Origin of the sequence: Bradyrhizobium sp. LA6.1, assembly GCF_040547805.1 — a bacterium.
GTDB classification, from domain to species: Bacteria; Pseudomonadota; Alphaproteobacteria; order Rhizobiales; family Xanthobacteraceae; genus Bradyrhizobium; species Bradyrhizobium barranii.
In genome coordinates, this window is the sequence record NZ_JBEPQK010000017.1 from 67,577 (window position 1) to 94,006 (window position 26,430).

General features: G+C 65.1%; 23 protein-coding genes. 10 read left to right on the forward strand and 13 right to left on the reverse strand.

Annotated features, from left to right (window positions below):
• Nucleotides 1-42 precede the first annotated feature (42 nt).
• The 6 genes from ABIB99_RS32800 to ABIB99_RS32825 form a co-directional block, all read right to left on the reverse strand.
• Nucleotides 43-414, reverse strand: coding sequence for an SUF system Fe-S cluster assembly protein (locus ABIB99_RS32800; protein WP_014495549.1), 372 nt, complete (start codon nt 412-414; stop codon nt 43-45).
• Nucleotides 411-1,658, reverse strand: a complete 1,248-nt coding sequence (locus ABIB99_RS32805) for a cysteine desulfurase (protein ID WP_354095340.1) — start codon at nt 1,656-1,658, stop codon at nt 411-413. Before ABIB99_RS32805 ends, ABIB99_RS32800 begins: the two co-directional genes overlap by 4 nt.
• Nucleotides 1,655-2,959: a Fe-S cluster assembly protein SufD gene (gene sufD, locus ABIB99_RS32810; protein ID WP_354131278.1), complete on the reverse strand. Its 1,305-nt coding sequence runs from the start codon at nt 2,957-2,959 to the stop codon at nt 1,655-1,657. The genes ABIB99_RS32805 and sufD overlap by 4 nt, the downstream gene beginning before the upstream one ends.
• A gap of 11 nt (nt 2,960-2,970) precedes the next feature.
• The gene (gene sufC, locus ABIB99_RS32815; protein ID WP_028161255.1) at nt 2,971-3,723 is read right to left on the reverse strand and encodes a Fe-S cluster assembly ATPase SufC; all 753 of its coding nucleotides are present in this window, start codon (nt 3,721-3,723) and stop codon (nt 2,971-2,973) included.
• Nucleotides 3,724-3,785: 62 nt separating this feature from the next.
• Nucleotides 3,786-5,282: a Fe-S cluster assembly protein SufB gene (sufB, locus tag ABIB99_RS32820; protein WP_354179507.1), complete on the reverse strand. Its 1,497-nt coding sequence runs from the start codon at nt 5,280-5,282 to the stop codon at nt 3,786-3,788.
• Between the two features lie 115 nt (nt 5,283-5,397).
• Nucleotides 5,398-6,537: a cysteine desulfurase family protein gene (locus ABIB99_RS32825; RefSeq protein WP_354179509.1), complete on the reverse strand. Its 1,140-nt coding sequence runs from the start codon at nt 6,535-6,537 to the stop codon at nt 5,398-5,400.
• 345 nt (nt 6,538-6,882) lie between these two features.
• Between ABIB99_RS32825 and ABIB99_RS32830 the strand changes: the two genes are divergently transcribed.
• A complete protein-coding gene (locus ABIB99_RS32830; protein WP_014495555.1) occupies nt 6,883-7,530 on the forward strand; it encodes an alpha/beta hydrolase in 648 nt (215 codons plus the stop codon).
• 8 nt (nt 7,531-7,538) lie between these two features.
• Complete coding sequence (locus ABIB99_RS32835; protein ID WP_354179512.1) at nt 7,539-8,051, forward strand: DUF1697 domain-containing protein; 513 nt, start codon at nt 7,539-7,541, stop codon at nt 8,049-8,051.
• On the opposite strand, the gene ABIB99_RS32840 is transcribed toward ABIB99_RS32835, so the two are convergent.
• The 3 genes from ABIB99_RS32840 to ABIB99_RS32850 all read right to left on the reverse strand — a co-directional run bounded on the left by ABIB99_RS32840 (nt 8,048) and on the right by ABIB99_RS32850 (nt 10,274).
• Entirely contained in the window at nt 8,048-8,371 is a 324-nt protein-coding gene (locus tag ABIB99_RS32840) for a DMT family transporter (RefSeq protein ID WP_028148768.1), read from the reverse strand. The genes ABIB99_RS32835 and ABIB99_RS32840 overlap by 4 nt on opposite strands.
• A gap of 10 nt (nt 8,372-8,381) precedes the next feature.
• Nucleotides 8,382-9,059, reverse strand: a complete 678-nt coding sequence (locus ABIB99_RS32845) for a glutathione S-transferase family protein (RefSeq protein WP_354179514.1) — start codon at nt 9,057-9,059, stop codon at nt 8,382-8,384.
• A 111-nt stretch (nt 9,060-9,170) separates the two neighbouring features.
• Nucleotides 9,171-10,274: an anhydro-N-acetylmuramic acid kinase gene (locus ABIB99_RS32850; protein WP_354179516.1), complete on the reverse strand. Its 1,104-nt coding sequence runs from the start codon at nt 10,272-10,274 to the stop codon at nt 9,171-9,173.
• A gap of 164 nt (nt 10,275-10,438) precedes the next feature.
• Between ABIB99_RS32850 and tyrS the strand changes: the two genes are divergently transcribed.
• From tyrS to ABIB99_RS32865, 3 genes are all read left to right on the forward strand, one after another.
• A complete protein-coding gene (tyrS, locus tag ABIB99_RS32855; protein ID WP_063983526.1) occupies nt 10,439-11,692 on the forward strand; it encodes a tyrosine--tRNA ligase in 1,254 nt (417 codons plus the stop codon).
• 119 nt (nt 11,693-11,811) lie between these two features.
• Complete coding sequence (locus ABIB99_RS32860) at nt 11,812-13,008, forward strand: MFS transporter (RefSeq protein WP_354179519.1); 1,197 nt, start codon at nt 11,812-11,814, stop codon at nt 13,006-13,008.
• Between the two features lie 219 nt (nt 13,009-13,227).
• Nucleotides 13,228-13,671 (forward strand): DoxX family protein, encoded by a 444-nt coding sequence (locus tag ABIB99_RS32865; protein WP_354131275.1) that lies wholly within the window; start codon nt 13,228-13,230, stop codon nt 13,669-13,671.
• Between the two features lie 55 nt (nt 13,672-13,726).
• On the opposite strand, the gene ABIB99_RS32870 is transcribed toward ABIB99_RS32865, so the two are convergent.
• On the reverse strand, nt 13,727-13,870 hold the full coding sequence (locus ABIB99_RS32870; protein ID WP_166341029.1) for a hypothetical protein: 144 nt from the start codon (nt 13,868-13,870) through the stop codon (nt 13,727-13,729).
• Nucleotides 13,871-14,031: 161 nt separating this feature from the next.
• Between ABIB99_RS32870 and ABIB99_RS32875 the strand changes: the two genes are divergently transcribed.
• Nucleotides 14,032-15,723 carry a methyl-accepting chemotaxis protein gene (locus ABIB99_RS32875; protein WP_354179521.1) on the forward strand — a complete coding sequence of 564 codons (1,692 nt, stop codon included), beginning with the start codon at nt 14,032-14,034 and terminating at the stop codon, nt 15,721-15,723.
• Nucleotides 15,724-15,993: 270 nt separating this feature from the next.
• A complete protein-coding gene (locus ABIB99_RS32880; RefSeq protein WP_354179523.1) occupies nt 15,994-17,688 on the forward strand; it encodes a methyl-accepting chemotaxis protein in 1,695 nt (564 codons plus the stop codon).
• 139 nt (nt 17,689-17,827) lie between these two features.
• On the opposite strand, the gene ABIB99_RS32885 is transcribed toward ABIB99_RS32880, so the two are convergent.
• Nucleotides 17,828-21,628 (reverse strand): YhdP family protein, encoded by a 3,801-nt coding sequence (locus ABIB99_RS32885; RefSeq protein WP_063986395.1) that lies wholly within the window; start codon nt 21,626-21,628, stop codon nt 17,828-17,830.
• Between the two features lie 202 nt (nt 21,629-21,830).
• Here ABIB99_RS32885 and ABIB99_RS32890 point away from each other — a divergent pair, with 202 nt between their 5' ends.
• Together ABIB99_RS32890 and ABIB99_RS32895 are read left to right on the forward strand one after the other, a co-directional pair.
• On the forward strand, nt 21,831-22,520 hold the full coding sequence (locus tag ABIB99_RS32890; RefSeq protein WP_084795150.1) for a peroxiredoxin: 690 nt from the start codon (nt 21,831-21,833) through the stop codon (nt 22,518-22,520).
• A gap of 110 nt (nt 22,521-22,630) precedes the next feature.
• Nucleotides 22,631-23,998 carry a M23 family metallopeptidase gene (locus tag ABIB99_RS32895; RefSeq protein WP_187387717.1) on the forward strand — a complete coding sequence of 456 codons (1,368 nt, stop codon included), beginning with the start codon at nt 22,631-22,633 and terminating at the stop codon, nt 23,996-23,998.
• Between the two features lie 32 nt (nt 23,999-24,030).
• Here the strand turns inward: ABIB99_RS32895 and ABIB99_RS32900 are convergent, their stop codons facing one another.
• Both ABIB99_RS32900 and ABIB99_RS32905 read right to left on the reverse strand, forming a co-directional pair.
• Nucleotides 24,031-25,239: a DUF5666 domain-containing protein gene (locus ABIB99_RS32900; protein ID WP_354179526.1), complete on the reverse strand. Its 1,209-nt coding sequence runs from the start codon at nt 25,237-25,239 to the stop codon at nt 24,031-24,033.
• The gene (locus tag ABIB99_RS32905; protein ID WP_247310779.1) at nt 25,236-26,135 is read right to left on the reverse strand and encodes a DUF6502 family protein; all 900 of its coding nucleotides are present in this window, start codon (nt 26,133-26,135) and stop codon (nt 25,236-25,238) included. The genes ABIB99_RS32900 and ABIB99_RS32905 overlap by 4 nt, the downstream gene beginning before the upstream one ends.
• 126 nt (nt 26,136-26,261) lie before the next feature.
• Here ABIB99_RS32905 and ABIB99_RS32910 point away from each other — a divergent pair, with 126 nt between their 5' ends.
• Nucleotides 26,262-26,423, forward strand: coding sequence for a hypothetical protein (locus tag ABIB99_RS32910; RefSeq protein ID WP_193375689.1), 162 nt, complete (start codon nt 26,262-26,264; stop codon nt 26,421-26,423).
• Nucleotides 26,424-26,430 lie beyond the last annotated feature (7 nt).

The window sequence follows — 26,430 nt, forward strand, 5'->3', positions numbered from 1 at the left end:
ATGTGGTCCGTTGCGGAGCGAATTCAATGCGAGCTGAGACCGTCACCACATGTTGAGCACGAGGCGGGCCTCGTCGCTCATGCGTTCCGGCGACCACGGCGGCTCCCAGACGACCTTGACGTCGACCACGCCGACGCCGGGGACGCTGGCGACCGCGTTCTCGACCATGGTCGGCAGCTCGCCGGCAGCCGGGCAGTTCGGCGTCGTCAGCGTCATCTGGACGTCGACCGAGCGGTCGTCCTTGATTTCGACCTTGTAGATCAGGCCGAGTTCGTAGATGTCGGCCGGGATCTCCGGATCGAACACGGTCTTGAGGCCCGCGATGATCTCGGTGGTGAGACGCTCGGTCTCCTCAGGCGGCAGCGCCGACTGGGTCTCCATCGGATTGGCTTTGACTTCGGCCGTGTCACTCATGCGAACAAATCCCGCGCCTTCAACAGCGCCTGTGCCAGATGATCGACTTCTTCCCGCGTATTATACATGCCGAACGACGCCCGGCAGGTGGCAGTCACGTTGAACCGCTCTAAAAGCGGCATCACGCAATGGGTGCCGGCGCGCACGGCGATGCCCTGGCGGTCGATCACGGTGGCGACGTCGTGGGCGTGGGCGCCCTTGAGCTCGAAGGAGATCACCGGGCCCTTGCCCCGGGCGGTGCCGATCAGCCGCAGCGAGTTGATCTCGCGCAGCCGGTCCTGGGCATAGGTGGTGAGATCGTGCTCATGGGCGGCGATGCGCTCCTTGCCGATCGAATTGACGTAGTCGATGGCCGCGCCAAGGCCCACGGCCTCGACGATCGCGGGCGTGCCGGCCTCGAACTTGTGAGGGGGATCGCCATAGGTGACGATGTCGCGCGAGACCTCGCGGATCATCTCGCCGCCGCCGTTATAGGGACGCATCGCGACGAGGTGGTCGTACTTGGCCCAGAGGATGCCGATGCCGGTCGGCCCGTAGACCTTGTGGCCGGTAAAGACGTAGAAATCGCAGCCGAGATCCTGGACGTCGACAGGCAGATGCACCGCCCCCTGGCTGCCGTCGACCAGCACGGGAATGCCGCGCGCATGCGCGATCTTCACAACGTCCTTGATCGGGACAATGGTGCCGAGCGCGTTCGACATCTGCGTGATCGCGACCAGCTTGGTCTTCGCGGTCAGCAGCTTCTCGAACTCGTCGATGAGGAAGTTACCCTCGTCGTCGACCGGCGCCCACTTGATCACGGCGCCATGGCGTTCCCTGAGGAAATGCCACGGCACGATGTTGGAGTGGTGCTCCATGATCGAGATCACGATCTCGTCGCCCTCTTTGATGTTCGGTTCGCCCCAGGACGACGCGACGAGGTTGATCGCCTCCGTCGCGTTGCGGGTGAAGATGACCTCTTCGGTCCGCGGCGCGTTGATGAACTGCGCAACCTTGCTGCGACCGCCCTCATAGGCCTCGGTGGCGGCATTGGCGAGGTAATGCAGGCCGCGATGCACGTTGGCGTATTCGGATGTATAGGCCTGCGTCATGCGGTCGAGCACGGCGCTCGGCTTCTGCGCCGAGGCGGCGTTGTCGAGATAGACCAGCGGCTTGCCGTAGACCTGCATGGCGAGCGCCGGAAAATCCTGGCGCACGCGTGCGACGTCGTAGGCACCGTTCTTGACTGCGGGATGCGTGCTCATTGGCGCCGCTCCAGCCAGAGCTCGGCGATGCCGATCACGTGCTCGCGCAAACCGTCATCGGCGATCTGCTCGATCGCTTCGCCCACGAAAGCCTGGATCAGCAACGCCTGGGCCTGCTTCTCCGGGAGGCCACGCGCCTTCAGGTAGAACAGCAGGCTGTCGTCGAGCGCGCCGGCAGTGGCGCCGTGGCCGCAGGAGACGTCATCGGCGAAGATCTCGAGCTCCGGCTTGTTGTCGGCCTCGGCTTCGTCCGAAAGCAGCAGCGCGCGGGTCATCATCTTGCCGTCGGTCTTCTGCGCGTCGGGACGGACGATGATGCGGCCCTGGAACACCGAATGGGCGCGATCGTCGATCACCGCGCGGAAGACCTCGCGGCTGACGCAGTTCGGCACGGCATGATCGACCACCAGCGTGGTGTCGCCGTGCTCGGTCTTCTGGAGCAGGTTCACGCCGTTGACGGAGAGATCGCTGCCCTCGCCTGCCAGCGTGATGAAGCCCTGCAGGCGGCTGACCGCAGCACCGGTGGTCATGTTGAAGAAGTTGAGTTTCGTGTTCGCGCCGACCGTGACGAACTGCGAGGTCACGTTCACCGCGTCGGGCGCATCGTCCAACAGGCGGATATGCGCGACGTCGGCATTGTTGCCGACCGAGAGGATGACGGCGTCGTTGACCTGGTAGGCCTTGGCACCGGCCGCCACAAAGCTCTCGATGATGGTGGCGCGAGCGCCGTTCCCGACCGCGATCCGCGAACGGCTGAAAGCCGACGCGGACGAAGCGGTCGCGATGTGGATAATCTGGATCGGCGCGGACAGCTGCGCACCGTCGGCGATCGACAACACGACGCCGTCGGTTGCCAGCGCCGCATTCAGCGCGATCACGGCATCGGTGGCCGCGGTCTTCAGGAGACCTGCGTCCTTCTCCAGCGCTTCCCGCAGCGTCTTGAGGCCCGCCTCAGAGGCAAGCGCCTTGACGTCGGAGAGATCGGCCGCGAACACGCCGTCGACCAGCACCAGCTTGCGAGCACCCGCAATCGCATGCGCCTTGACGGCATCCGCAGCGCGCTTCAACGCGGCCGCATCAGGGCTAGTCGCAAGCGGCAGCACCTCGCCGACCAGCGCACGCAGGTCGGTATATTTCCATTCCTCGATCCGGCGATGCGGCAGGCCGAGACGCTCATAGGTCTCGAACGCCTCGCGGCGTACCGCGATCACAGAAGGCGGACCCGGCAGGCGGCCTTCGGCGCTGGCGAAGAGATCGCTCACCGCACGGCCGTTTCCGGTCTTTGCCACAGCAACGTTCATCCTAAAATTCCTTACGCGGCATCCTCGAACTGGGCGTAGCCGGACGCTTCCAGCTCCAGCGCCAAGTCCTTGCCGCCGCTCTTCACGACACGGCCCTTCGACATCACGTGCACGACGTCGGGCACGATGTAGTTCAGCAGCCGCTGATAATGGGTGATGACGACCATCGCGCGCTTGGGCGAGCGCAGCGCGTTGACTCCGTCGGCCGCAATGCGCAGCGCGTCGATGTCGAGGCCGGAATCCATCTCGTCGAGGATGCACAGGCTCGGCTCGAACAACGCCATCTGCAGCACCTCGTTGCGCTTTTTCTCACCGCCGGAGAAGCCGACATTGACGCCGCGCTTGAGCATGTCCTGCGGGATGTTCAGCGACTTCGAGACCTCGCGGACCTTCCTCAGGAAGTCCGGGGTCGAATATTCGCTCTCGCCGCGCGCCTTGCGCTGCGCGTTCAGTGCGGTGCGCAGGAAGGTCATGGTGGCGACGCCGGGAATCTCGACCGGATACTGGAACGCCAGGAACACGCCCTTCGCGGCGCGCTCGTTGGGGTCCATCTCCAGCAGGTCCTCGCCCTTGAACAGGATCTGGCCGTCGGTGACCTCATAGCCGGGCTTGCCGGCGATAACGTGGGAGAGCGTCGATTTGCCGGAGCCGTTCGGCCCCATGATCGCGTGAACCTCGCCCTCGTTCACGGTCAGCGTCAGCCCGTGGAGGATCTCACGCTCCTCGACACGAACCTTCAAATCCTTCACTTCAAGCAAAGCCATCTTGGTGTCCAGTCTATTCAAATGATGCATGGAGCGCCGTAGCGCACCGCGAGGGTCGGCGATTAGCCGACCGACCCTTCAAGCGAGATCGAGATCAGCTTCTGCGCTTCCACCGCGAATTCCATCGGCAGCTGCTGAAGCACGTCCTTGACGAAACCGTTGACGACGAGGCCGACGGCTTCTTCCTGGCTGAGGCCGCGCTGGATGCAATAGAACAGCACGTCCTCGGAGATTTTCGAGGTCGTCGCCTCGTGCTCGAACGTCGCCGAGGAGTTCTTGGCCTCGATATACGGCACGGTGTGCGCGCCGCATTTGTCACCGATCAACAGGGAATCGCACGCCGTGAAGTTGCGCGCGCCGGTCGCTTTCCGGTGCGCGGTGACGAGCCCGCGATAGGTGTTCTGCGACTTGCCGGCGGCGATGCCCTTCGAGATGATCCGGCTCGACGTGTTCTTGCCGAGGTGGATCATCTTGGTGCCCGAATCGACCTGCTGGAAACCGTTCGAGATCGCGATCGAGTAGAACTCACCGCTGGAATTGTCGCCACGCAGGATGCAGCTCGGGTACTTCCAGGTGATGGCGGAGCCGGTCTCGACCTGGGTCCAGGAGATCTTGGACCGGTCGCCGCGACAGTCGCCACGCTTGGTGACGAAATTGTAGATGCCGCCCTTGCCTTCCGAATTGCCGGGATACCAGTTCTGCACCGTCGAGTATTTGATCTCGGCATCATCGTGCGCAACGAGCTCGACCACGGCGGCGTGCAGCTGGTTCTCGTCGCGCTGCGGCGCGGTGCAGCCTTCGAGATAGGAGACGTAGGAGCCCTTGTCGGCGATGATCAGCGTGCGCTCGAACTGGCCGGTGTTGCGCTCGTTGATGCGGAAATAGGTCGACAGCTCCATCGGGCAGCGCACGCCCGGCGGCACATAGACGAACGAGCCGTCGGAGAACACCGCCGAGTTCAGCGTCGCGTAGAAATTGTCCGAGGTCGGAACCACCGATCCCAGATATTTCTGCACCAGCTCGGGATGCTCGCGGATCGCCTCCGAGATCGGCATGAAGATCACGCCGGCCTTCTTCAGCTCGGCCTTGAACGTGGTCGCAACCGAGACCGAATCGAACACCGCATCGACCGCGATCTTGCGCCGGGCCGGATCCTGATCGCCGGGCTTCGGCTCGACGCCTTCGAGCATCGCGACTTCCCGCAGGGGAATGCCGAGCTTCTCGTAGGTCTTCAGAATTTCGGGGTCGATCTCGTCGAGCGAGGTGACCGTCTTCTTCGGCTTCGGCGCCGCGTAGTAATAGAGGTCCTGGAAGTCGATCTTGGGATAGTCGACGCGCGCCCAGGTCGGCTCGGTCATGGTCAGCCAGCGCCGATAGGCCTCGAGCCGCCACTGGAGCATCCAGGCGGGTTCGTTCTTCTTCTCGGAGATGAACTTGACGGTCTCTTCCGACAGTCCCTTGGGGGCCTTCTCGGACTCGATCAGGGTTTCAAACCCATAACGATACTGATCGACGTCGATGCGCTTCACGCGCTCGACCGTCTCTTGCACGGCTGGCATTCTATCCTCCGCTCGCGGTTTCAAGGACCGCGGTGGATCACAAACTTGGACGAGTATTACGATGTTTTTCCGCAGAAAGCACGCGCTTAGAACCGTTCAAGCCGTGTTTCGTCGCTTAGGCTCTAAGTAGGGTATTACCAAGCTTTCGCCAAGCCTCTAACGCCCTGTTGATGTCATCTGGTTCCGTGGACCAGCCCAGACTGAGACGCACCGCTCCCTGGGCAACGGTGGCATCATACCCCATCGCCGACAGCACGTGAGACGGCTGCACTTTGCCTGATGAGCAGGCCGAGCCCGAGGACACAGCCACGCCTTCGAGATCGAAGCCGATCACGGCGGTTTCGGCCTTCAGCCCGGGGGCAGTGAAAAGGATGGTATTTGGCAACCGCTTAATGTCATCCGAGAAAACCATCGCCCCGGCAATCCTCCGGATACCATTTTCCAAGGAATCTCTGAGGCTTGCCATCCGCACCGCATCCTCCGGCAGAGTCTGAAGGGCAGCTCTCACCGCTGCCCCGAAGCCGGCGATGCCAGCGACATTCTCGGTTCCCGCGCGCCGGCTCAGCTCCTGTCCGCCGCCCCGCAGCACGGGTTCCAGTCCAGCCATCCCCTCGGCCAGGACCAGCGCGCCGACGCCCTTGGGGCCGCCGATCTTGTGCGCCGAAAAGGTTGCAAGGTCTACGTCCACAGCCTTGATATCGAACGGGATTTTCCCCAGCGCCTGGATCGCGTCGACGTGCAGGAGCCCCCCCGCTTCGTGGACGACCCCTGCGGCCGATGCGATCGGCTGAATTGCGCCTGTCTCGTTGTTCGCAGCCATGATGGAGACCAGAGCCGGCGGGCCGTCGCCGAGCAACGCCTTCAGATGGTCGAGGTCGATGACACCGGCGCGTGTGACCGGGATCTGGCTGACCTTGTCCGCTGGGAACCGGCCGCCTGACAGCACCGAGGCATGCTCGACGGCCGAGACCAGCAGGCGCTCCACAGGGCCGCCGGACGGCCCCCGCAGACCGGGCGACAGCGCCAGCGCATTGGCCTCAGTTCCAGCTGAGGTGAAGACGACGTTCCTCGGCAATGCACCGACGGCCGCCGCGAGCGTGGCGCGGGCTTCCTCGACCAGCCGGCGCGCCTCGCGCCCCTCGGCATGAACCGAGGACGGGTTGCCGATCAGCTCCCAGGCGGCGAGCATCGCGGTCCGCGCATCGGCACGCAGCGGCGTGGTCGCATTCCAGTCGAGATAGACGCGGCTCGGCATGAGGTATTATGCTACTCTACGGATCGGGCTGGTGTGCCCGTCCTGGAGCCCGACATGGGCCCCCGTGGAGCGCTTGGCAACTCGATTCCGAATCCTCGTCGCGCAATGACGCCGCCATGACACGCTAACATCTTGAGCCCATTGCGGGATGTTCAAGATGCTTGCTTTTTGACCCTCGCCTCATGTTAGAACGCCCGCGTCAGTTCACCGCGCGCCGCTCGCGCACCATCCGAGGGCGCCGCTCCACTCTTCCATTCGCGGTTTGATCGGCACAGCAGTCGATGAAGTCCGCACAATCGGTTGATTGCTGAAGAGCGTCTTCAAGGGATCAATCAAGAGATCATCATGCCTGAAGTCATTTTTACCGGCCCTGCTGGCCGTCTCGAAGGCCGCTATCACCCGGCCAAGCAGAAGAACGCGCCGATCGCGATGATCCTGCATCCGCATCCGCAGTTTCACGGCACGATGAACCACCAGATCGTGTACCAGTGCTACTACGCCTTCGCGCATCGCGGCTTCTCGGTGCTGCGCTTCAACTTCCGCGGCGTCGGCCGCAGCCAGGGCTCGTTCGACCACGGCACCGGCGAATTGTCGGATGCGGCCGCAGCGCTCGACTGGGCGCAGACCATCAATCCCGAAGCACGCGCCTGCTGGGTCGCCGGCTTCTCCTTCGGCGCCTGGATCGGCATGCAGCTTTTGATGCGCCGTCCCGAGGTCGAGGGCTTCATCTCGATCGCGCCGCCGGCCAACCTCTACGACTTCTCGTTCCTGGCGCCCTGCCCGTCGTCGGGCCTGATCGTGCATGGCGAGAAGGACGCGGTGGTGCCGCCCAAGGACGTCAACACGCTGGTCGAGAAGCTGAAGACGCAGAAGGGCATCGTGATCGACCAGCAGGTCATCCCCGGCGCCAACCACTTCTTCGACGCCAAGCTCGAGCCGCTGATGGAAACCATCACGGCCTATCTCGACATGCGCCTCGCCAACGTGCGCTAAGGCCTCAAATGGGCTCCTTCGTCGCCTTGCTGCGTGCCGTCAATGTCGGCGGCACCGGCAAGCTGCCGATGAGCGAGCTCAAGGCCATGTGCGAGGAGCTCGGCTTCGCCGCCGTGCGCACCTATATTGCGAGCGGCAACGTCGTCTTCACGAGCCGCAAGTCGGAAGCTGTAATCAAGACCGCCCTCGAAAAGCGCCTGCACGCCTACGCCGGCGCGCCGGTCGGGGTGCTCGTGCGTAGCGCCGCCGAGATGGCGCAAGTCTCGGCCGACAATCCTTTTCCAAAGGCTGCGCCCAATCGCACCGTCGCGATCTTCCTCGACAGGGCGCCACCTGAAGACGCGCTTACCAGCATCCGCGGCCAGAACAACGAAGAGCTCCGCCTCGGCCGTCGCGAGATTTACGTGCACTATGGCGACGGCATGGGGACGTCGAAGCTCGTCATCCCCGCCGCCAAGACCGGCACCGCGCGCAACATGAATACCGTCGCAACGCTCGCGAAGATGGCCGCGGAGATCTAGGCCAGCTTGAGCGCGGCGATCCCCATCAGCACGAGCGCGATGCCGGCAAGCTTCATCGCACTCAAGGTCTCGCCGAACAGCACGACGCCCAATAGGAAGGTGCCGGCCGCGCCGATGCCGGTCCACACCGAATAGGCGACGCCGACCTCCAGCACCTGCAAAGCGCGTCCGAGCAGGAAGACGAAGGCGGCGAGCAGCACGAGCGAGGCGATGCTCCAGCCTGCTCGCGTGTAGCCTTCCGCATATTTCATCGAGATCGCCCAGCCGACATCGAGCGCACCGGCGATCACCAGCATCAGCCAGGCCATGGATTGCGACATTGGCGTGCGCTCAGGCCGCAAGCTTCAGCAGATGCGCGTCGTGGCGCACCAGGAAGGCACGCAGCAATTGCGGATAGTCCGCGCCGACCGCGGCGCGCACGCTCGGACGTCTCGCAAGCTCCACGCGCCACGCGCGGACCTTCGGCAGATCGCTGAAGATGCCGTGCTCGGTCAGTTCGTCGAACAGGTCGAAATAGCGGAAGATCGGGGCGAAGACCGCGTCCACGAGGCTGAACGCATCGCCTGCGAAGTAAGGCCCTGCGCCGAGCGCTGCCTCCACGCGCGCGAATTTCGCCGCAACCGCCTGGCGCTTGCTTTCGAACGTCGCCGGATCAGTCGTGGTCTCCAGACCCCAGAGGTCACCGAGGATCGCCGAGCCGAACTCCATCCAGGCGCGATGCTCGGCGCGCTTCAACGCATCCGCCGGATGCAGCTTGAGGCCCGCCTGCGTCTCCTCGATGTATTCGCAGATCACGTTGCTCTCGAACAGCGCGACCTCGCCCTTCTCCGTCGTCACCACCAAGACCGGCACCTTGCCGAGCGGCGAGAGTTTCAGAAACCAGTCGGGCTTGTTGGCGAGATCGATGTCGATCCGCTCGAACGGCACGCCCTTCTCGTTGAGCGCGATCACGGCGCGCTGCACATACGGGCAAAGCTTGTGGCTGATGAGTTTCAGTGAAGCGGTCATGGCAATCATCCGGCGGTTTGATGCAACTGCATCCAATATAAATGCAATTGCATTCACTCGTCAAGATCGATGCATATGCATCAACCGACCTCTGATCTTAAGGTCCGGACCTCAGGGCCGCGCCATCACGCCGCCCGTCATCGGCATCGGCACGCCGGTGGTGGCGGGGTAGGACAGCGGCAGGCCCTTGAGGCCGCGGGCGGCCAGGAAGCCGAAGGCCTGCGCCTCGATGGCGTCGGAGGCCCAGCCGAGCGTCTCGGCGGCTTCGACGGTGGCCGAGCCCACCCGCTCCCGCAGCATCCGCAGCATGGTGAGGTTGCGGGCGCCGCCGCCACAGACGATCCAGCTCCGCGGCCGGCGCGGCAGGAGCGAGATGATCCGGGCGATCGCCGCCGCGGTGAAGGCGGTCAGCGTCGCGGCGCCGTCGGCCGGCGGGACGTCGCCGAGCTTCAGCGCGGCAAAGTCGTTGCGGTCGAGCGATTTCGGCGGCGGAGCTGCGAAGAACGGCAGTTCCAGTGCCCGCACGATCCAGGCTTCGTCCGCCTTGCCGAGCGCTGCGAACTTTCCTTCCGCATCGAAGGCCTGGTTCATGGTGCGGTACATGAAATCGTCGAGCAGCGCGTTGCCCGGTCCAGTGTCGCAGGCGATCAGGGTATCGTTGCCGTCGATATAGGTGATGTTGGAGACGCCGCCGATATTGACGACGACGATCGGCCCTTCGCGCTCCAGCGAATGGACGAGCGCCCGGTGGTAGACCGGCACGAACGGCGCGCCCTGCCCGCCGGCCTCGACGTCGGCGGCACGGAAGTCGTGCATCACGGGGATATGGATCGCCCTGGCGAGCGCCGGCGCATCGCCGATCTGGACCGTCAGCCGCTTCTCGGGGCGATGCAGCACCGTCTGGCCGTGGAAGCCGACGATGTCGATGTCCTCCGGCTTCATCCGGTTCTGGGCGATGAAGGCGGCCACAGCCTCGGCATGGGCCAGCGTCACCGCGCGCTCGGCCTCGGCCAGAACGCCCGGGCGGGCGTCGCGTCGCGGCAGGTGCACGGCCTCGCTCAGCGCCTGGCGCAGCAGATTGCGCTCCGCCGGGCTGTAGGCCCGGTAGCCGGACGGCCCGAACGCCTTCACTTGCTTTCCGTCGGTTTCGATCAGCGCGACATCCACCCCGTCCAGCGAGGTGCCGCTCATCAAACCGAGTGCCGTCAACATCATGGATCAGCGTCCTCAAGAGCCCCCCTCCGGCATGCCGATCTTGTGCCAGAGGGACACATCTTATAATGCCACAGGCAAAGTGGCGGGTGGCAATCGAGTTCCCACGGGAGACCCTTAAATTGCACCCGAAACAGTAAACCAAGAATTGTCAGGCTCGCCGACAGATGACTGCATTTAAATCGGATTTCCTCAATACCCTGCAGGAACGTGGTTTCATCCACCAGTGCTCCGATTTCGAGGGGCTGGACGCGCTCGCCGCCAAGGGCGAAGCGACCACCTATGTCGGCTACGATTGCACCGCCCGCTCGCTGCACATCGGCAACTACCTGACCATGATGATGCTGCACTGGCTCCAGCAGTCCGGCAACAAACCGATTACGCTGATGGGCGGCGGCACCACCATGGTCGGCGATCCCTCTGGCAAGGACGAGACCCGCGCGATGCGCACCGTCGCCGAGATCGAGGCGAACAAGGAATCGATCCGCGGCGTGTTCGCAAAGGTGCTGCGCTACGGCGACGGCAAGAGCGACGCCGTCATGCTCGACAATGCGGAGTGGCTGACAAAACTCAACTGGATCGAGATGCTGCGTGACGTCGGCCGGCATTTCTCGGTCAACCGCATGCTGACCATGGACTCCGTGCGGCTGCGCCTCGAGCGCGAGCAGGAGATGAGCTTCATCGAGTTCAACTACATGGTCTGCCAGGCCTACGACTTCGTCGAGCTCGCCAAGCGCACCGGTTGCAAATTGCAGATGGGCGGCTCGGACCAGTGGGGCAACATCATCATGGGCGTCGATCTCGGCCGCCGCATGGGCACCCACCAGCTGTTCGCGCTGACGACTCCGCTGCTGACGACTGCTTCCGGCGCCAAGATGGGCAAGACCGCGCAAGGCGCGGTCTGGCTCAACGCCGACCAGTTCTCGCCGTATGATTTCTGGCAATACTGGCGCAACACCGAGGACGCCGACGTCGGCAAATTCCTGAAGCTGTTCACGACGCTGCCGATGAGCGAGATCAGGAAACTCGAGGCGCTCGGCGGCTCGGAGATCAACGAGGCCAAGAAGGTGCTAGCGACCGAGGCGACCGCGCTCTTGCACGGACGCGACGCCGCAAACCAAGCGGCTGAAACCGCGCGCCGCACCTTCGAGGAAGGCGCGCTGGCCGAAAGCCTGCCGACAGTGGAAATTCCGCGCGGCGAGCTGGACGCCGGCCTCGGCGTGCTCAACGCCTTCGTCAAGGCAGGCCTGGTTGCTTCCAACGGCGAGGCACGGCGCCAGATCAAGGGCGGCGGCCTGCGCGTCAACGACGAGTCCGTCAGCGACGAGAAGATGGCGCTGTCTGCGGCCAATCTGACACCCGAGGGCGTGATCAAGCTGTCCTTCGGCAAGAAGAAGCACGTCCTGATCCGGCCTGCATAGGCTTATGAGCTTTTGATGCTTGTCAGGGCGCGCCGAAGCGCGCTCCCTGACCGGCAACGGATCAGAACACGCCCAGGGAAGCTTCGAGGGAACAAGACGAACGCACGCAGCGAGATGCGGTGCGCACCGCACTCGTCGTGCTCGCGCTGTGCTTCACGCTCGCCGTCCTCGGCCGCGGCCTCAGCGAGAGCTTCACTGTCTTCCTCAAGCCGATCTCCGAAAACTTCGGCTGGGACCGTGCGCAGGTCGTCTCGATCTACTCACTGACGTGGTTGATCAGCGGGCTGACCGCGCCACTGGTCGGGCGCCTGTTCGACCATTCCGGACCGCGCATCGTCTACGCACTCGGGCTTTTTCTGCTCGGCTCGGCCTTCCTGATCGCGGCGCACGCGCAGGCGCTCTGGCAATTTCAGCTCTCGATCGGCCTCTGCGTCGGCATTGGCGTCGCCTTCATCGGCATTGTGCCGAACTCGATCCTGCTCGGCCGCTGGTTCGGGCCACGGTTGCCGACCGCGATGGCGGTGGTCTATTCGGCGATGGGTGGCGGCGTGCTGGCGCTGCTCCCGACCTCGCAGCTTTTGATCGATCATCTCGGCTGGCGCGAAGCCTATCAAGTATACGGCTTCGCCGCGCTCGGCCTGCTCGTGCCGCTGCTGCTTCTGCCCTGGCGCATGTTCGCGGTCGGCTCGCCGCGTGTCAGCAAGAAGACCGATCCCGGTTTCATCGACAACGGCTGGACGCTCGCGAGCGCGATGCGCCACCACGCTTTCTGGGCGCTGTTCTCGACCTTCTTCTTCACCGCGGTCGGCATGTATTCGATCGCCGCGCAGATCGTGGCCTACCTCATCGACGCCGGCTTTCCGCCGCTCCAGGCCGCGACCGCCTGGGGTTTTTCGGGCGTGGTGCTGGTGTTCGGCATGCTCGGCGTGTCCGCGCTCGACGGGCTGATCGGGCGCCGGCCCTCGGTGCTGCTCAGCTACGCGATCTCGATCATCGGCATCGTCCTGCTCTGGCTCTTGCAGTATTATCCGAACATCATCCTGCTCACCGGCTTCGTCGTCTGTTTCGGCAGCATGATGGGCTCGCGCGGCCCGCTGATCACAGCGACCGCCATGAAGATTTTTCGCGGCAAGCGCGTCGGCACGATCTTCGGCACCATCTCGATCGGCAGCGGATTGGGTTCGGCGTTCGGCTCATGGAGCGGCGGCCTCATCCACGACTTCACGCACGGCTACAATCTCCTGCTCGTCTTCGCACTTGCGAGCGTGATCCTCGGAATGATTCCATTTCTGATTGTCCCTGCCTTGCGGGAGTAGGTCTCCCCGACGTAACCTGCACCCCTCCGCGTCACCGGGAAATTACGGGCGACACACGCTGCACCGCGTGCGAAACCGTCGGGCGCAACCGGAGTTAAGGGACGAACTGCGATATTTTGTCCACATGACAAAAATGTCAGCGCCGAATTGACCCCGGGTGGCTTGCGAGGCCGAACTGAATACGGTCCAAGTCGCCCATTGGATGGAGGGCACAAACCAATGAACTTTCCCTATCTCACTCGCTTTGAACCGGTTCTCCTGAGCCTGTTCCGCTTCATCACCGGCCTGCTGCTGCTTCAATTCGGCGTGGCCAAGCTTTTCAAGTTTCCGCCTTTGCCGATGTTCGCGAAAGTCGAACTGATGTCGCTTTACGGCGCGGCCGGCACGCTTGAACTGGTGCTTGGCGCACTGTTGATCCTCGGCCTGTTCACCCGCCTCGCCGCTTTCATCCTCTCCGGTGAAATGGCCTTCGCCTACTTCATGGGGCATATGCTCAAGGGCGAGACGCCGGTGCTCCTGCCGCTGCTCAACAACGGCACGCTCGCCATCCTGTTCTGCTTCGCCTGCCTCTATCTCTCGGCGGCCGGCGGCGGCCCGATCAGCGTCGATGCGGCGCTGGGCAACGAACGCGCCTCGACCGGCGGCGCATTTGCGCGACGCTGACGCGCGCAATTGACGCTCAAGTCACGGATGGCACCGGCAGCTTTGCCGGTGTCATCTACCGCGAGCCCAGCACGTTCCAGATCAGGACGAGGGCCGCGACGAGCAGCGCGGACATGATGAGGCGGTGAACGAATCGGTTCATTGCCGCTCCCGCCAGGCTCGATGACCACCAAAGTCCAGGATCGATCTTCTCCAGCATACGCGCTGACGTGCGCCGACGCATGTCGCTTTGCCTGCACGGTTGCGCATCAGGCTGCGAACGGTCACGCGCGCGGCCGGCGGCCGCATGCCTATGTTCATGATTGGTAAGAACTTCATGCTACCGATGCGAGCAATAACAACCATTTAGTAGAGGCTGCGATGAAGCTGCTGAGCCATCTGAAGATCCGCACCAAGCTTACCAGCATGGTCTGTCTTGCGGCTCTCACAGTCACAGCCATCATCGCGGTATCGGCCTTCCTCAGCAAGAGCCGCATGATGGAGGACCGGGTCCAGCAGATGAAGACCGCGGTCGACATGCTCTACAATCTCGCCCAGTCGGTCCAGGACGACGTCACCGCCGGCAAGCTGACGCAGGCCGAGGCCAAGGCCCAGTTCCACATGCGCGGACGGCGCATGACCTTCAACGGCAACCAGGGCTATCCGGTCGTCTACAACGCCGACACGTCCCTCCTCGTCAACGGCGCCAACCAGCAGCTCGAAGGCAAGATCACCGGCGCGATTGACGCCAACGGCGTCCTCATTGCCGACGCGATCCTCAAGGCCGGCGAACAGAATGGCGGCGGCGTGGCCTCCTATCTCTATCCCCGCCCCGGCCAGACCGAAGCGGTGCGCAAGACCGTGTTCGCGCGCAAGTTCGCGCCCTGGAACGCGACGATCAGCTATGGCCTCTATGTCGACGACATCGACGCCGATGTGCGCGCGCTGACGCTCGAGCTTGCCGCGGTCGGCTTCGGCCTGATGCTGCTGATGGCGACGTTGTCGTGGCTGATCGCCCGCGACGTGCTCGGCGCGCTCGATCGCCAGAAGACCCGCATGCAGGAGATTGCCGACGGTGCCATCGACAAGCCGGTCGAGGAGACCGATCGCGGCGACGAGATCGGCCGCATGGCCGAGACCCTCGAAATGCTCAGGCAGACCGCTTTGACGGCGCGCACGCTGGAGTCCGAACAGGTCGCCGCCAAGAGCCGCAGCGAGCAGGAGAAGCGTGACGCGCTGATCTCGCTCGCCGACCGCTTCGATGCCTCGGTCGGCCAGCTCGTCGGCCTGATGGCCTCGGGCTCCGGCGAGCTCGAGACCACCGCCAAGTCGATGTCGTCCACGGCCGAGGGCACCAATCGCCGCGCCGCTGTGGTCGGCTCGGCCGCCACCGAGGCCAGCCAGCGCGTCCAGACAGTCGCGGCTGCCGCCGAAGAGCTCTCCTCCTCCATCACCGAGATCAGCCGCCAGGTCGCGCAATCCGCCGAGGTGACGGGGCGCGCCGTGGACAGCGCACGCCGCACCGACACCATCGTCCGTGCGCTCTCAGACGGCGCCCAGCAGATCGAGCACGTCGCCGAGCTGATCTCCAGCATCGCGGCGCAGACCAATCTGCTCGCGCTCAATGCCACCATCGAGGCCGCGCGCGCCGGTGAAGCCGGCCGCGGCTTTGCCGTCGTCGCCTCCGAGGTGAAGTCGCTCGCCAGCCAGACCGCGGAAGCCACCCGCGAGATCGGCGACAAGATCGCCCAGATCCAGGGTGCGACCAAGGAGGCCGTGGACGCCATCGGCGGCATCACCGCCACCATCGAGGAAGTCAGCCGCATCGCCACCTCGATCGGCGCGGCCATCGAGGAGCAAGGTGCCGCCACCGCCGAGATCGCCCGCAGCGTCTCGCAGACCGCGGAGGCGACCAAGGAAGTCACCACCAATATCGGCGGCGTCAGCACCGCAGCGAACGAGACCGGCAATGCCGCCGGCATGGTGCTCGCAGCCGCCTCGAACCTCTCCAAGCAGGCCGAACAGCTCTCCGGCGAAGTCGGGACGTTCCTCGCGGGCGTCCGCGCGGCTTAAGCCGCGCAACGCTACGCTGGTTCTAAACGCGACGAAGCATCGGCGAATCGATGCATCGATCGAACCGACACGCGATCGCACGAACGCGATCACGACGCATTTTTCTGGACACGTCGCCGCAGGCATCGGCGTCTTCCCTGCATATGCGTGTCCATGGCTGCGCAGATTGCGCCGCGTCTGAACACGCCGTGCCCTGCGTTCAGGAATGGTAAGGACTTCCGGATACGGCTGCGCGAGAACTAGCATTTTGCAACCGTTCGCGAGGCCGTTATGACGCTGCTCAGTCACCTGAAAATCCGCACCAAGCTTGCCAGCATGGTCTGTCTTGCGGCGCTCACCGTGACTGCCCTCATCGTCGCGTCAGCCTATCTCAGCAAGACGCGCATGCTCGAAGATCGCGCGCGCCAGATGCAGACGGCAGTCGATCTGCTGCACGGCTTCGCGCAATCGCTCCAGGACGAGGTCGCCGCCGGCAAGATGACGCTCGCCGAGGCGCAAGACCAGTTCAAGCTGCGCGGCCGGCGAATGAAGTTCAACGGCGGCCAAGGCTATCCCGTCGTCTATACCGCCGATTCAACAGTGATGATGAATGGCGGCGCGCCTCAGCTCGAGGGCAAGAACAACGGCATCAAGGATGCCAATGGCATCGTGATCGGCGATGCCACGGTGGCCGCAGGCAAGCAGACACCGGAAGGCAGTATCCTGTCCTATTTGTTCCCGCGTCCGGGCGAGACGGTTCCGGTTCGCAAACTGGTGTTCGCCCGCCAGTTCGCCCCCTGGAACGTCGCAATTGCCTACGGTCTCTATGTCGACGACATCGACGCCGACGTGCGCGCGCTGACGCTGGAGCTCGCCGCAATCGGCGTTGGCCTGATGCTGCTGATGGCGACGCTGTCCTGGTTGATCGCGCGCGACGTGCTCGGCGCGCTCAACCGCCAGAAGACCCGCATGCAGGAGATTTCCGAAGGCGCTATCGACAGGCCGGTCGAGGAGACCGATCGCGGCGACGAGATCGGCCGCATGGCCGAGACGCTCGAAGTGCTCAGGCAGACCGCTTTGACGGCGCGCACGCTGGAGGCCGAGCAGGTTGCCGCCAAGACCCGCAATGAGCAGGAGAAACGCGACGCCCTGATCTCGCTCGCCGACCGCTTCGATGCCTCGGTCGGCCAGCTCGTCGGCCTGATGGCCTCGGGCTCCGGCGAGCTCGAGACCACCGCCAAGTCGATGTCGTCCACGGCCGAGGGCACCAACCGCCGCGCCGCCGTGGTCGGCTCGGCCGCCACCGAAGCCAGCCAGCGCGTCCAGACGGTCGCGGCTGCCGCCGAGGAGCTCTCCTCCTCCATCACCGAGATCAGCCGCCAGGTCGCGCAATCCGCCGAAGTGACCGGCCGCGCCGTGGACAGCGCACGCCGCACCGACACCATCGTCCGTGCGCTCTCAGACGGCGCCCAGCAGATCGAGCACGTCGCCGAGCTGATCTCCAGCATCGCGGCGCAGACCAATCTGCTCGCGCTCAATGCCACCATCGAGGCCGCACGCGCCGGTGAAGCCGGCCGCGGCTTTGCCGTCGTCGCCTCCGAGGTGAAGTCGCTGGCGAGCCAGACCGCGGAAGCCACCCGCGAGATCGGCGACAAGATCGCCCAGATCCAGGGCGCGACCAAGGAGGCCGTGGACGCCATCGGTGGCATCACCGCCACCATCGAGGAAGTCAGCCGCATCGCCACCTCGATCGGCGCGGCCATCGAGGAGCAAGGTGCCGCCACCGCCGAGATCGCCCGCAGCGTCTCGCAGACCGCTGAGGCGACCAAGGAAGTCACCACCAATATCGGCGGTGTCAGCACCGCAGCGAACGAGACCGGCAACGCCACCGGCATGGTCCTCGCTGCGGCCAGCAATCTCTCCAAGCAGGCCGAGCAGCTCTCCGGCGAGGTCGGCACCTTCCTGGCAGGCGTGCGCGCGGCCTAAGCTTCCCGACGCCAATCCCTCCACATGCGTCATGGCCGGGCTTGTCCCGGCCATCCACGTTTTTATAGCCGCTCTGCACGAAGAACGTGGATGCCCGGGACAAGCCCGGGCATGACGAGCACCTGCGAATTTTAGTGGGTTATCGCCGCGCGAGGGTGCAGCCGCTCGAGAGCTGGCGCGTCGATCCGGTCGAGCCGTCGTTCGACTGCGAAGGGAATTCCTCGAACGGCGTGTTCTGTTTGCCGGTGTTGAATTCGAAGATCTTGCGGAACACACCCGGCACCATGGCCGAAACCGGATTGACGCGCATCACCGGCGCGGCCGGCGTGCCGACGACCTCGTAGGTCACGCCGATCAGGCCTTCCTTGTCGCCACCGCCCAGGAACAACCCGAGCACCGGAATCTGTCCGAACATGTTGTTCAAGCCGTACATCGGCACGAAGGTGCCGCTCATGCAGACCTGGTTGCCGGGATAGTCGATCGAGCCCTCGATGGTGGCGCCGATCATCGGGCCCTTGACGACGCCATCGCGGATCGTCAGCGCGCCGTTCTGGCGCGTGAACTCGGCGCGCAGCGCGCTGAAGGAGACGCCGTTCCCGGTGCCGTTGGGCGCGCCGGCGGCAACGCGTTCGAGCTGCGCCTCGCCCTTCACCGTGAAGTCGCGGACGTTGATGAGGCCCTCGCGCGTCGTGTTCGGCTCCGACGTCGGCGGCTCCATCGCCACCACCATCTGGCCGCCGATCGCCTTGGTGTAGGTGTCGGTGAAGCGCAGCAACGCGCCGGCATCGTTGGTCTGGAGGTAGATCACCTCGCGATTGCCCTGGGCGCGGCCGCCGCGCAAATCGGCTGCCACCGGGGTGTCGCGGCCGATCTTGCCGTTCAGCGTGAAGGCTTTGACGGTGCCGTTGCGCCGCGACATCTTGCCGTCGACGCTGCGCATCGCCTCGCCGTTGAAGCCCGCGACGGCACCGAGCTTCACGTCGATGTCGAAATCGACGTTCTTCATCTTGTTCTTGGCGTCGTCCTTGGAATTGCCCGAGATCGCCGACTTCAGGAAACCGCGGCCGTCGAACACATCCCCGCGCATCGTGCCCCGCACCACCCCGTCCTGGCCACGCTCCACCTTCAACGAGGCCTTGTCGCCGTCGGACGGAGCGTAGGTCGGGAAGTTCGCGTTCATGAGGTCGCCGTTCGGATCGACCTCGAGCGAGCCCTTGATCGAGGCGCCGCCGCCTTCGACGACGATGTCCTCCAGACGCGTTGATTGCGCCGTCGGCACCACCTTGAAGCTGGCCTTGGCCGACTTGCCCGGCAGCTTGACCCAGCCGGGCAGGATGTTGTCGAGCTTGACCGAGGTCAGGTCCGCCTCGACACCGAGCTTCGTCGTCTGGTCGGGACCTCCGGCGATCTTGCCCGACAGCTTGATCGGCAGCGATCCGCTCACGGCAGGGCTGAGGTCGAATCCGAGACGCGCGCGGCTCGCATCGTCGAGCGTGGCCTGCAATTTGACGTCAGCGTCGCCCTCGGTCGGCTTGCGGTAGTCCAGCGAAGCCGCCTGCCCGTTGATCTTGACGTCGCCCTTGACCTGATAGCCCTGGTTGTTGGCTGATATCTTGAGGTTGTTGGCCTCCAGCTTCTGGTTCATCACCAGCTTGTCGGCGGCAAAGCCGTTGAGGTCGGCGCTGACGGCGTAGCTGGTGTCGCCCTTGGTCAGCGCGCCCTTGACCGGCAAGCCGAGCTGGATGTTCGCCGAGAACGTTCCCTTGCTGGTGTTGGGATCGACGAACGTCGCCGACAGATCGCTGAGCCGATCATTGGAGAGGATTTCGGCGGCGGCCGCCACGGGGCCGTCGGCGCGGAACCTGGTCCGCGATGGCGACGGCTTGGGCGCCATATCCGGCACCTCGAAGACGAAGTCGGAGATCGTGACCTTGCGGCCCGCCGGCGTATCGGCAATGCCCTGCCCGATATTCACGGTCGCGGTGCGCCCGGTCACACGCGCCTTCAAATCGGCATCGTGCACCACCGGCATGCCATCCACGGGGCGGACCGCGACGCCACTCGCGACGATGTTGACCGACAGGCCGTCGTCGGGAATGGGCGGGCCCTTGCGCGGGAGGTTCTTCGTCGGCGAATTGACGCCGATCTCGATGCGCTGGAGCGTGCCGCGCTCGATCCGCTCGATCACCCATTCGCGCAACTCGGGAACGACGAGCGTCGGCCACATCCGCTTGAGCGCGGAGGCCGACATCGGCGTTCCCGCAAAGCCCAGCGTCAGCCGCGGCTCGCCCGAATAGTCGATGGCGCCGGTGCCGGCGACGCCGATCTCGCCATTGCTGATATCGGCTTGCGTCAGCAGCATGCGCTTGTGGTCGGTGTCGAAGCGGAAGCCGATCGCGATGCGGTTGAAGACCAGCGGGGGCTCGTTGTCGATGCCGCCCAGCAGGATCGAGCCGCCGCTGAAGCCAAGCTGCCAGTCGTTGATGGTGCCGTTGGGCGGCTCGAGATGGGCCAGAAGCGTCAGGCGGTTCGCGCCCGAGAGAATCTTGAACGGAGCGACCAATACCCGCCGGTTCGAATCCCACTCGACGTTGATCTCGGCCGAGTCGATCGCCATCGGATAGTCAGGCGTGTCGGTGTCGATGATGTTGCCCGCACCGACCGCGATCTTGCCGCGGAAGAAGGTCGGCACGCCGTCGCGGCCGAGCTCGCCCTTGAGCTCGCCGGTCAGCGGCAGGTCGGCGGTGTAGGTGAAGTCCTTCACCCGGAGCGCCAGCAGGATGTTGGCGGTGGAAAGCTTATCGGCGCGGATGTCGACCGAACGCACACCATTCTCGGCAGGGCCGATCGTGGCGCGCAGCGACCACGGGCGCGCGCCCTCCTCGCCTAGGCTGAGCGCGACGCCGCCATGGCTCGGCCGGCGCAGGCTGAGCGTGATGTTCTCAAAGCTCCATTTGCTGCCGCGCTGCTGATCGTCGACGATCAGATTGCCGTTCTTCAGACCGATCTCGTTGAGGTTCTGGCCGTCGAGGCCGGTCATGCTCAGACTGTCGAGCCAGTCGAGGCCCTGAAGAATGCCGCTCGGGGCAGCGGCCTGGGGAGCAGCCTGCGATGCGTCCGGGCTTGCAGGTCCGGTGGCGAATGGCGGCGGCGGGACACCGTTGCGCGGGAATGTCGGCGGCAGGCCCGCTTCCTTCTTGGATGCGACGCCGGTTGCCAGCGGCTTGGCGGTGTCGCCGGCGGACACGGTGACGGTGCCGTCGGGCGCAATGCGGATCGCCAGCTCGGCATCGACGAGGTTGAGGCTTTCCGCGCGCAGGTGCCCCATCAGGAGACCCGCCCCCGACAGCTTCACTTCGGCCTTCGGCGCGGTGGCGACGATGGCGTGATCATGGTCGCGGACGACGATGTCGCGGATGCGCACGGCGATGCGGATCCGCCCGGCCCGCTCGATCTGGGTGCCGCCGACCTCCACAGTGTTGCCGTGGCCGATATTGTCCTCGATGGCAGCAGCGAGCCAGGGTGTCGCGATGTCGAGATTGATGGGACCCGCACCAAGCCGCCACCACAGCGCGCCGAAACAGCCGATGAAAATGACGGCAAGGGCTCCGACCACGATGGCCAGCCGCTTCAGCCAGCGATCAGCCGCCAGCCAGCGGCGCATTGACGCAAACCCGTCACCGAAACGATGGAAGCCTGAATTGGAACGCGACAACAGCCGGCGCGCCCGATAGCCCGCCGCTGCTTCCTGATCCGGATCCCAGTCGGCGTCGTCCCATTCCTGCGGCTGCTGTTGACCGCCGCGCCGATCGAAATCCCGATTGTAATCCTGGGGCGACGTATTCCTTGCCATTGCCTCTCGATACAGGCGCCCATCGTAGGATTGAGCACCGCCGGGACCGCAGCCGTCCGCGGGAAGCGAAGCTCCCCGCGCCGGCATTGCCGCCATACCTCGAATGTTCCTGCTGTTCGTCATTTCGCCCCGGGCGCGCGTTCAACGAGCAGTGGGGTGGTGCGTGGAATTCCTTGTAACCATACCCCGGCGTCGCCAGACTTGCCCAGACGAGGGCGATTCCGGCACACCGGACGAGAGCTGCAATACCGCTTTGGTTGACCCGCCGAAAGCGACGAAAGGAAGGCGTATGTCCAAGAAATCCCGAAAGAAATCGTCCAAAACGCCCTCCGGCATCGCAACAGCTAAAAAGAAGACCCCGACCAAGCGGGCAACGACTCAAACAAAGTCCGCGAAAACACAGCGGACGCAGGCGAGCAAATCAACCAGGACCGTAGCAAAAGCAGGATCACATAAGGCCGCGTCGAAACAGTTAAATTCCTCCAAATCGGCCTCCGCGCCCGCGAAGGCGAAGCCGGCCCTGACCGAAGGCCAGAGGGCGCCCGCCTTCCGGCTGCCCCGCGACGGCGGCGATGTGGTCTCGCTCGCCGACTATGCCGGTCGGAAGCTCGTCCTGTTCTTCTATCCCCGCGCCGACACGCCCGGCTGCACCCGGGAGGCGATCGATTTCACGCGGCTGGCGGACGCTTTCAGCGCTGCCGGCACGGCCCTGCTCGGCATCTCCGCCGATCCGTTAAGGGCCCAGGAGAAGTTCCGCGACAAGCACAGCCTCGGCATGCCCCTCATCTCGGATGAGAAACACGAGATGCTGGAGGCGTACGGCGCCTGGGGCGAAAAATCTATGTATGGCAAGAGCTTCCTCGGAGTTCTTCGCACCACGATACTGCTTGGTGCCGACGGCAAGGTAGCCAGGGTCTGGCGCAATGTCCGCGTCGACGGCCACGCCGACGAGGTGCTGGAAGCGGCAAGAGGCCTTTAACCAATCCGTTAAATTCGAGTGGTTCCGTTTCCGGAAAATTAACCATGACCGGCCCAGATTGCTGCGGCAATTAGGCCGTACGGACTCATCCGACCGGCGCGGGAGTGCCGATGTCGAAAAGTTCTGCCCAATATTCGCAGTACCCCCAACATCACGCGCACGACCACGGACGGCCCCTCCATCGCCGTCCTGCCGCCGCCGTGGCTGCAGCCGCGATCCCCCTTCCCTCGACCGACGACGCCTACACCATCGTGCACCACGGCAAGCAGGTCCGCCTCGGACCTGTGGTGTTCTGGATCGTGGTCGGCACCGTCGTGCTGCTCGGACTCTGGTCGGCCGCGACCGCGACCTATTTCGCCTTCCGCGACGACGTCCTGACCCGGCTGATCGCACGTCAGGCCGAGATGCAGTACGCCTACGAGGATCGCATCGCCGAGCTCCGTGCCAAGGTCGACCGCACCACCAGCCGGCAGCTGCTCGACCAGGAACAGTTCGACCAGAAGCTCGACCAGATCATGAAGCGCCAGACGGCGCTGGAGTCCCGCGCCACGGCGCTCGGGGCCATGCCCGACGTGACCGGATCAATCCCCCGCACGGCCCCGCAGCGCGGTGATTCGAGCCAGGGCGCGACGCAGGGCACGCCGAAGCCGTCGCCGATCAGCGACACCGTGATCTTCGTGGCACCGCCCGATCGCGAAGCACGGCTTGAGTCGCGTGCGCTGACCGTCGCGGCACCGCCGACCAGCCAATTCGCCAAGAACCAGGGTTTCGACAACGTCCTGGTCCGGCTCACGACCTCGCTTGACCAGGTCGAGCGTCGCCAGATGGCGACGCTCAGCGCCGTCGAGGAAGGCATGGATTCACGCATGCGCCGGATGCGCGGTGTCGTCAGCGACCTCGGCCTCAATCTCGCCAGCCTCGAAGCCGCCGTGCCGCGCTCCGCGATGGGCGGTCCTTTCGTGCCCGTCAAGCTGACGGCCAATGCCGGGCCGTTTGAGAAACAGCTCAACCGCATCAATGTCACCCGCGCCGAGATGGATCGGCTCAATCGCACGCTGGCGCTGGTACCCTACCGCAAGCCCGTCATCGGCGAGGTCGAATTCACCTCCGGCTTCGGCGTGCGCAGCGATCCGTTCCTCGGCCGGCCCGCGATGCATACCGGTCTCGATTTCCGCGCCGCGACCGGCGATCCCGCCCGCGTCACCGCCAACGGCAAGGTGGTCTCGGCCGGCTGGTCCGGCGGTTACGGCCGCATGGTCGAAGTCGATCACGGCAACGGGCTGTCGACCCGCTACGGCCATCTCTCCGAGATCAACGTCAAGGTCGGCGAGATCGTGAAGCTCGGCCAGGTCATCGGCCTCGTCGGCTCGACCGGCCGTTCCACCGGCCCGCACCTCCATTACGAAACCCGCATCGACGGCGAAGCGGTCGATCCGCAGAAGTTCTTGCGCGCCGGCGTGCGGCTCAGCGCGGGCTAAGCCCGCACCACGCGCTTTCAGCGTGGCCGCGCCTACCGCCGGCCGCCGCCCATCCCGCCTCCGGGACCTCCAAAGCCGCCACCGCCCATTCCACCGCCGGGTCCCATGGGCCCACCGCCGGGCGAACCAAATCCGCCTGGGCCTGACGGCCCGCTCGGGCCCGTCGGCGCGGAGCCGGGATTCGCACTTGGGCCAGGTCCTGGGCCAGATCCCGGCGCAGGTCCACCACCGGGCGCGCCGGGCTGGCCACCGCTCGGAGTGGTGGCGCCGCGGTTCGGATGCAGGATCGAGCCGCCGGGCGACCGATTGGGATTGCCGCCACCGGATGGAGGGGCTCCCGGCCCCTGGCCTATGGCCTGAGCCGACTCCACCTGGAAGCCGCGCGAGCGATCGAACACGCCGTTGACCACCATGCGGGCCTCGCCGGCTGCCGGACCGAAGCGTGAACCGTCACGAGCCACGAGGCCGGAGCCGAGCTGGAGGTTCGATCCCACACGCTGCACATAGGCCTCGATCGAGAGGCGGCTTGCGCCGACGAGATCCGAGAAGTCGTCGATGCGCGTGCGCGCGGCCTGCATCGTGCCCTGGCTCGAACGGCCCTCGATCTGGGCGCGCTGGCCAACCAGCAGCGGATCGACCCCGCTCAGCCTCAGCCCGCCAATATGCAAGCCGTCAGGCCCGCGCTCGACGAGACCGGTGACACGCTCGGTCGCCTCGCGCCGCGGCTCGATCAGGCTTGCGACGATCACGCCGTCGGTCCGGCGCAGGCCATAGACGGCCACCTGCGTGCCCGCACGGAGCTTGCTCTCCTTGTCGCTTGTGACGATCTTCTGGCCGAGCACCGTCAGCTCGTTGCCCTTCACGGCTTCGATCGGACCTGCGACCTCGCTCGCGATCGCGATGTTGCGCGTCACGAGCGTGCCGTCGGCCTGACGGGTCGCGACCACGCGCGCAAGCTGACCGATGCGCAGAGCCTTGGGGCTCGCGGCCTCGCCGTCGATCCGGACCGGCACGTCGCTCGCATAAGTGACGCGCTCGCCGTTGACGTAGATGCTGCCAAAACGCTGGATCACGCCGACGATGCCGGTGCCGCCGATGCCGTGGTCGTCACCGCGCCTGATTCCGGTGCCGCCGATGCCCTGATCGGTGCCGCGCTTGACCTGCGCGTGGGCCATCGCCGTACCGGCGAGCCAAAATCCTGTCAGCAGCAGACGGCGGGAGATCAGCGGCGGCCGGCTCATGAAGAACCACCCTCCTTGCCGCTTTCCTTGCTGCTGTCCTTGCCGCCTTCTTTGGCCTCTCCTTCGCCATCTGCATCTTCGCTGTAGATGTAGATGCCGAAATTCCAGCGGGCGTCACCGCCCTTGTCCTTGCCGAGCGCGCGGTTGGCCTCGCGGTTGGCGGTCTTCAGCGCGTCCATCGCGAGCTCGCGCGAGCGTGCCTCGAGGCGCTTGGCAAGCTTCGGCGAGATGTTGTTGTAGTGCACCGCGCGCTCGAGGAAGCGCGGCGCCGCGCCTGAGACGTTCTGCGCGGCGGCCGCGATATGGTCGTGCAGATTGCGGCCGAGATAGTGCCATTTGCTGTCGTCCTCGCCGCTCGGGACGAAGGCCGCCTCGACCAGCTCGATCTCGTCGGAATCGTTGATGGTGACGAGCTTGCGGTCGACCCATTCGTCGAGCACCGCGCGCGGCCGCACGTCCTTGGTGACGGAGGCGACCAGCTGCTCGAACGACGGCGCATCGCCCTCGGCCGTGCGCGGCAACGCCAGCGGCTCGCCCTTCGCATCGGTGAATTCGGGCGCAGCAAGCCAGCGCGCAATCACAGCGCTCGTCAGCGACACCGCGGCCGGCGCCTCGTGCACCGGCGCGCCGGCACCGCGCAGCCGCGCCACCTCCTTGCGATGGATCCCGGTGAGCAGGCTGACACGGCTATCGGTCTGCTCCTTCCCCTCCAGCGCAAAATCGTGCTCGGCGACGTTGACGAACAGCTCGCGAAGCAATTGCGCCAATGCCGGAAAAGTCATGCCGCTGCGAATGCAGAGCCGCACGAGCGGGCGCAGCAGCCGCGCCAGCGGCGCGTGCAGCTTCGCGGCAGTCGGCTGCGGAGCCGCTGCTTTGGACCCGGACTTGGCATTCATGTCTGAACTGTACCCGCGCCCCACGTGGGACACAATCCCACTTTTTTCTCCATTCTGATTGACGTGGTAAATTTTCCCACGTAAACGAGACGCCACTGAGGGCGCGACGTAAAGGGACTCACACCCATGGCTGACCGCTTGGTCCGCAATTCCAACTCACTGCGTGCTGTGCCGGCTCCCGACTGGGGGCGCGGCGCAATCGAGCCGATGCTGCCGGCGCTGTTGCGCGGCGTGATCTTCATCTCGGTGCTGGCCGCACCGTTCGTCGCGGCCCTTCTCGCAGGCTGACACCATC

Coding starts and splice junctions, on each gene's coding strand:
- ABIB99_RS32800 (WP_014495549.1), bottom strand. CDS start 414: ATGAGTGACACGGCCGAAGTCAAAGCCAATCCGATGGAGACCCAGTCG.
- ABIB99_RS32805 (WP_354095340.1), bottom strand. CDS start 1,658: ATGAGCACGCATCCCGCAGTCAAGAACGGTGCCTACGACGTCGCACGC.
- sufD (WP_354131278.1), bottom strand. CDS start 2,959: ATGAACGTTGCTGTGGCAAAGACCGGAAACGGCCGTGCGGTGAGCGAT.
- sufC (WP_028161255.1), bottom strand. CDS start 3,723: ATGGCTTTGCTTGAAGTGAAGGATTTGAAGGTTCGTGTCGAGGAGCGT.
- sufB (WP_354179507.1), bottom strand. CDS start 5,282: ATGCCAGCCGTGCAAGAGACGGTCGAGCGCGTGAAGCGCATCGACGTC.
- ABIB99_RS32825 (WP_354179509.1), bottom strand. CDS start 6,537: ATGCCGAGCCGCGTCTATCTCGACTGGAATGCGACCACGCCGCTGCGT.
- ABIB99_RS32830 (WP_014495555.1), top strand. CDS start 6,883: ATGCCTGAAGTCATTTTTACCGGCCCTGCTGGCCGTCTCGAAGGCCGC.
- ABIB99_RS32835 (WP_354179512.1), top strand. CDS start 7,539: ATGGGCTCCTTCGTCGCCTTGCTGCGTGCCGTCAATGTCGGCGGCACC.
- ABIB99_RS32840 (WP_028148768.1), bottom strand. CDS start 8,371: ATGTCGCAATCCATGGCCTGGCTGATGCTGGTGATCGCCGGTGCGCTC.
- ABIB99_RS32845 (WP_354179514.1), bottom strand. CDS start 9,059: ATGACCGCTTCACTGAAACTCATCAGCCACAAGCTTTGCCCGTATGTG.
- ABIB99_RS32850 (WP_354179516.1), bottom strand. CDS start 10,274: ATGATGTTGACGGCACTCGGTTTGATGAGCGGCACCTCGCTGGACGGG.
- tyrS (WP_063983526.1), top strand. CDS start 10,439: ATGACTGCATTTAAATCGGATTTCCTCAATACCCTGCAGGAACGTGGT.
- ABIB99_RS32865 (WP_354131275.1), top strand. CDS start 13,228: ATGAACTTTCCCTATCTCACTCGCTTTGAACCGGTTCTCCTGAGCCTG.
- ABIB99_RS32870 (WP_166341029.1), bottom strand. CDS start 13,870: ATGCTGGAGAAGATCGATCCTGGACTTTGGTGGTCATCGAGCCTGGCG.
- ABIB99_RS32875 (WP_354179521.1), top strand. CDS start 14,032: ATGAAGCTGCTGAGCCATCTGAAGATCCGCACCAAGCTTACCAGCATG.
- ABIB99_RS32880 (WP_354179523.1), top strand. CDS start 15,994: ATGACGCTGCTCAGTCACCTGAAAATCCGCACCAAGCTTGCCAGCATG.
- ABIB99_RS32885 (WP_063986395.1), bottom strand. CDS start 21,628: ATGCCGGCGCGGGGAGCTTCGCTTCCCGCGGACGGCTGCGGTCCCGGC.
- ABIB99_RS32890 (WP_084795150.1), top strand. CDS start 21,831: ATGTCCAAGAAATCCCGAAAGAAATCGTCCAAAACGCCCTCCGGCATC.
- ABIB99_RS32895 (WP_187387717.1), top strand. CDS start 22,631: ATGTCGAAAAGTTCTGCCCAATATTCGCAGTACCCCCAACATCACGCG.
- ABIB99_RS32900 (WP_354179526.1), bottom strand. CDS start 25,239: ATGAGCCGGCCGCCGCTGATCTCCCGCCGTCTGCTGCTGACAGGATTT.
- ABIB99_RS32905 (WP_247310779.1), bottom strand. CDS start 26,135: ATGAATGCCAAGTCCGGGTCCAAAGCAGCGGCTCCGCAGCCGACTGCC.
- ABIB99_RS32910 (WP_193375689.1), top strand. CDS start 26,262: ATGGCTGACCGCTTGGTCCGCAATTCCAACTCACTGCGTGCTGTGCCG.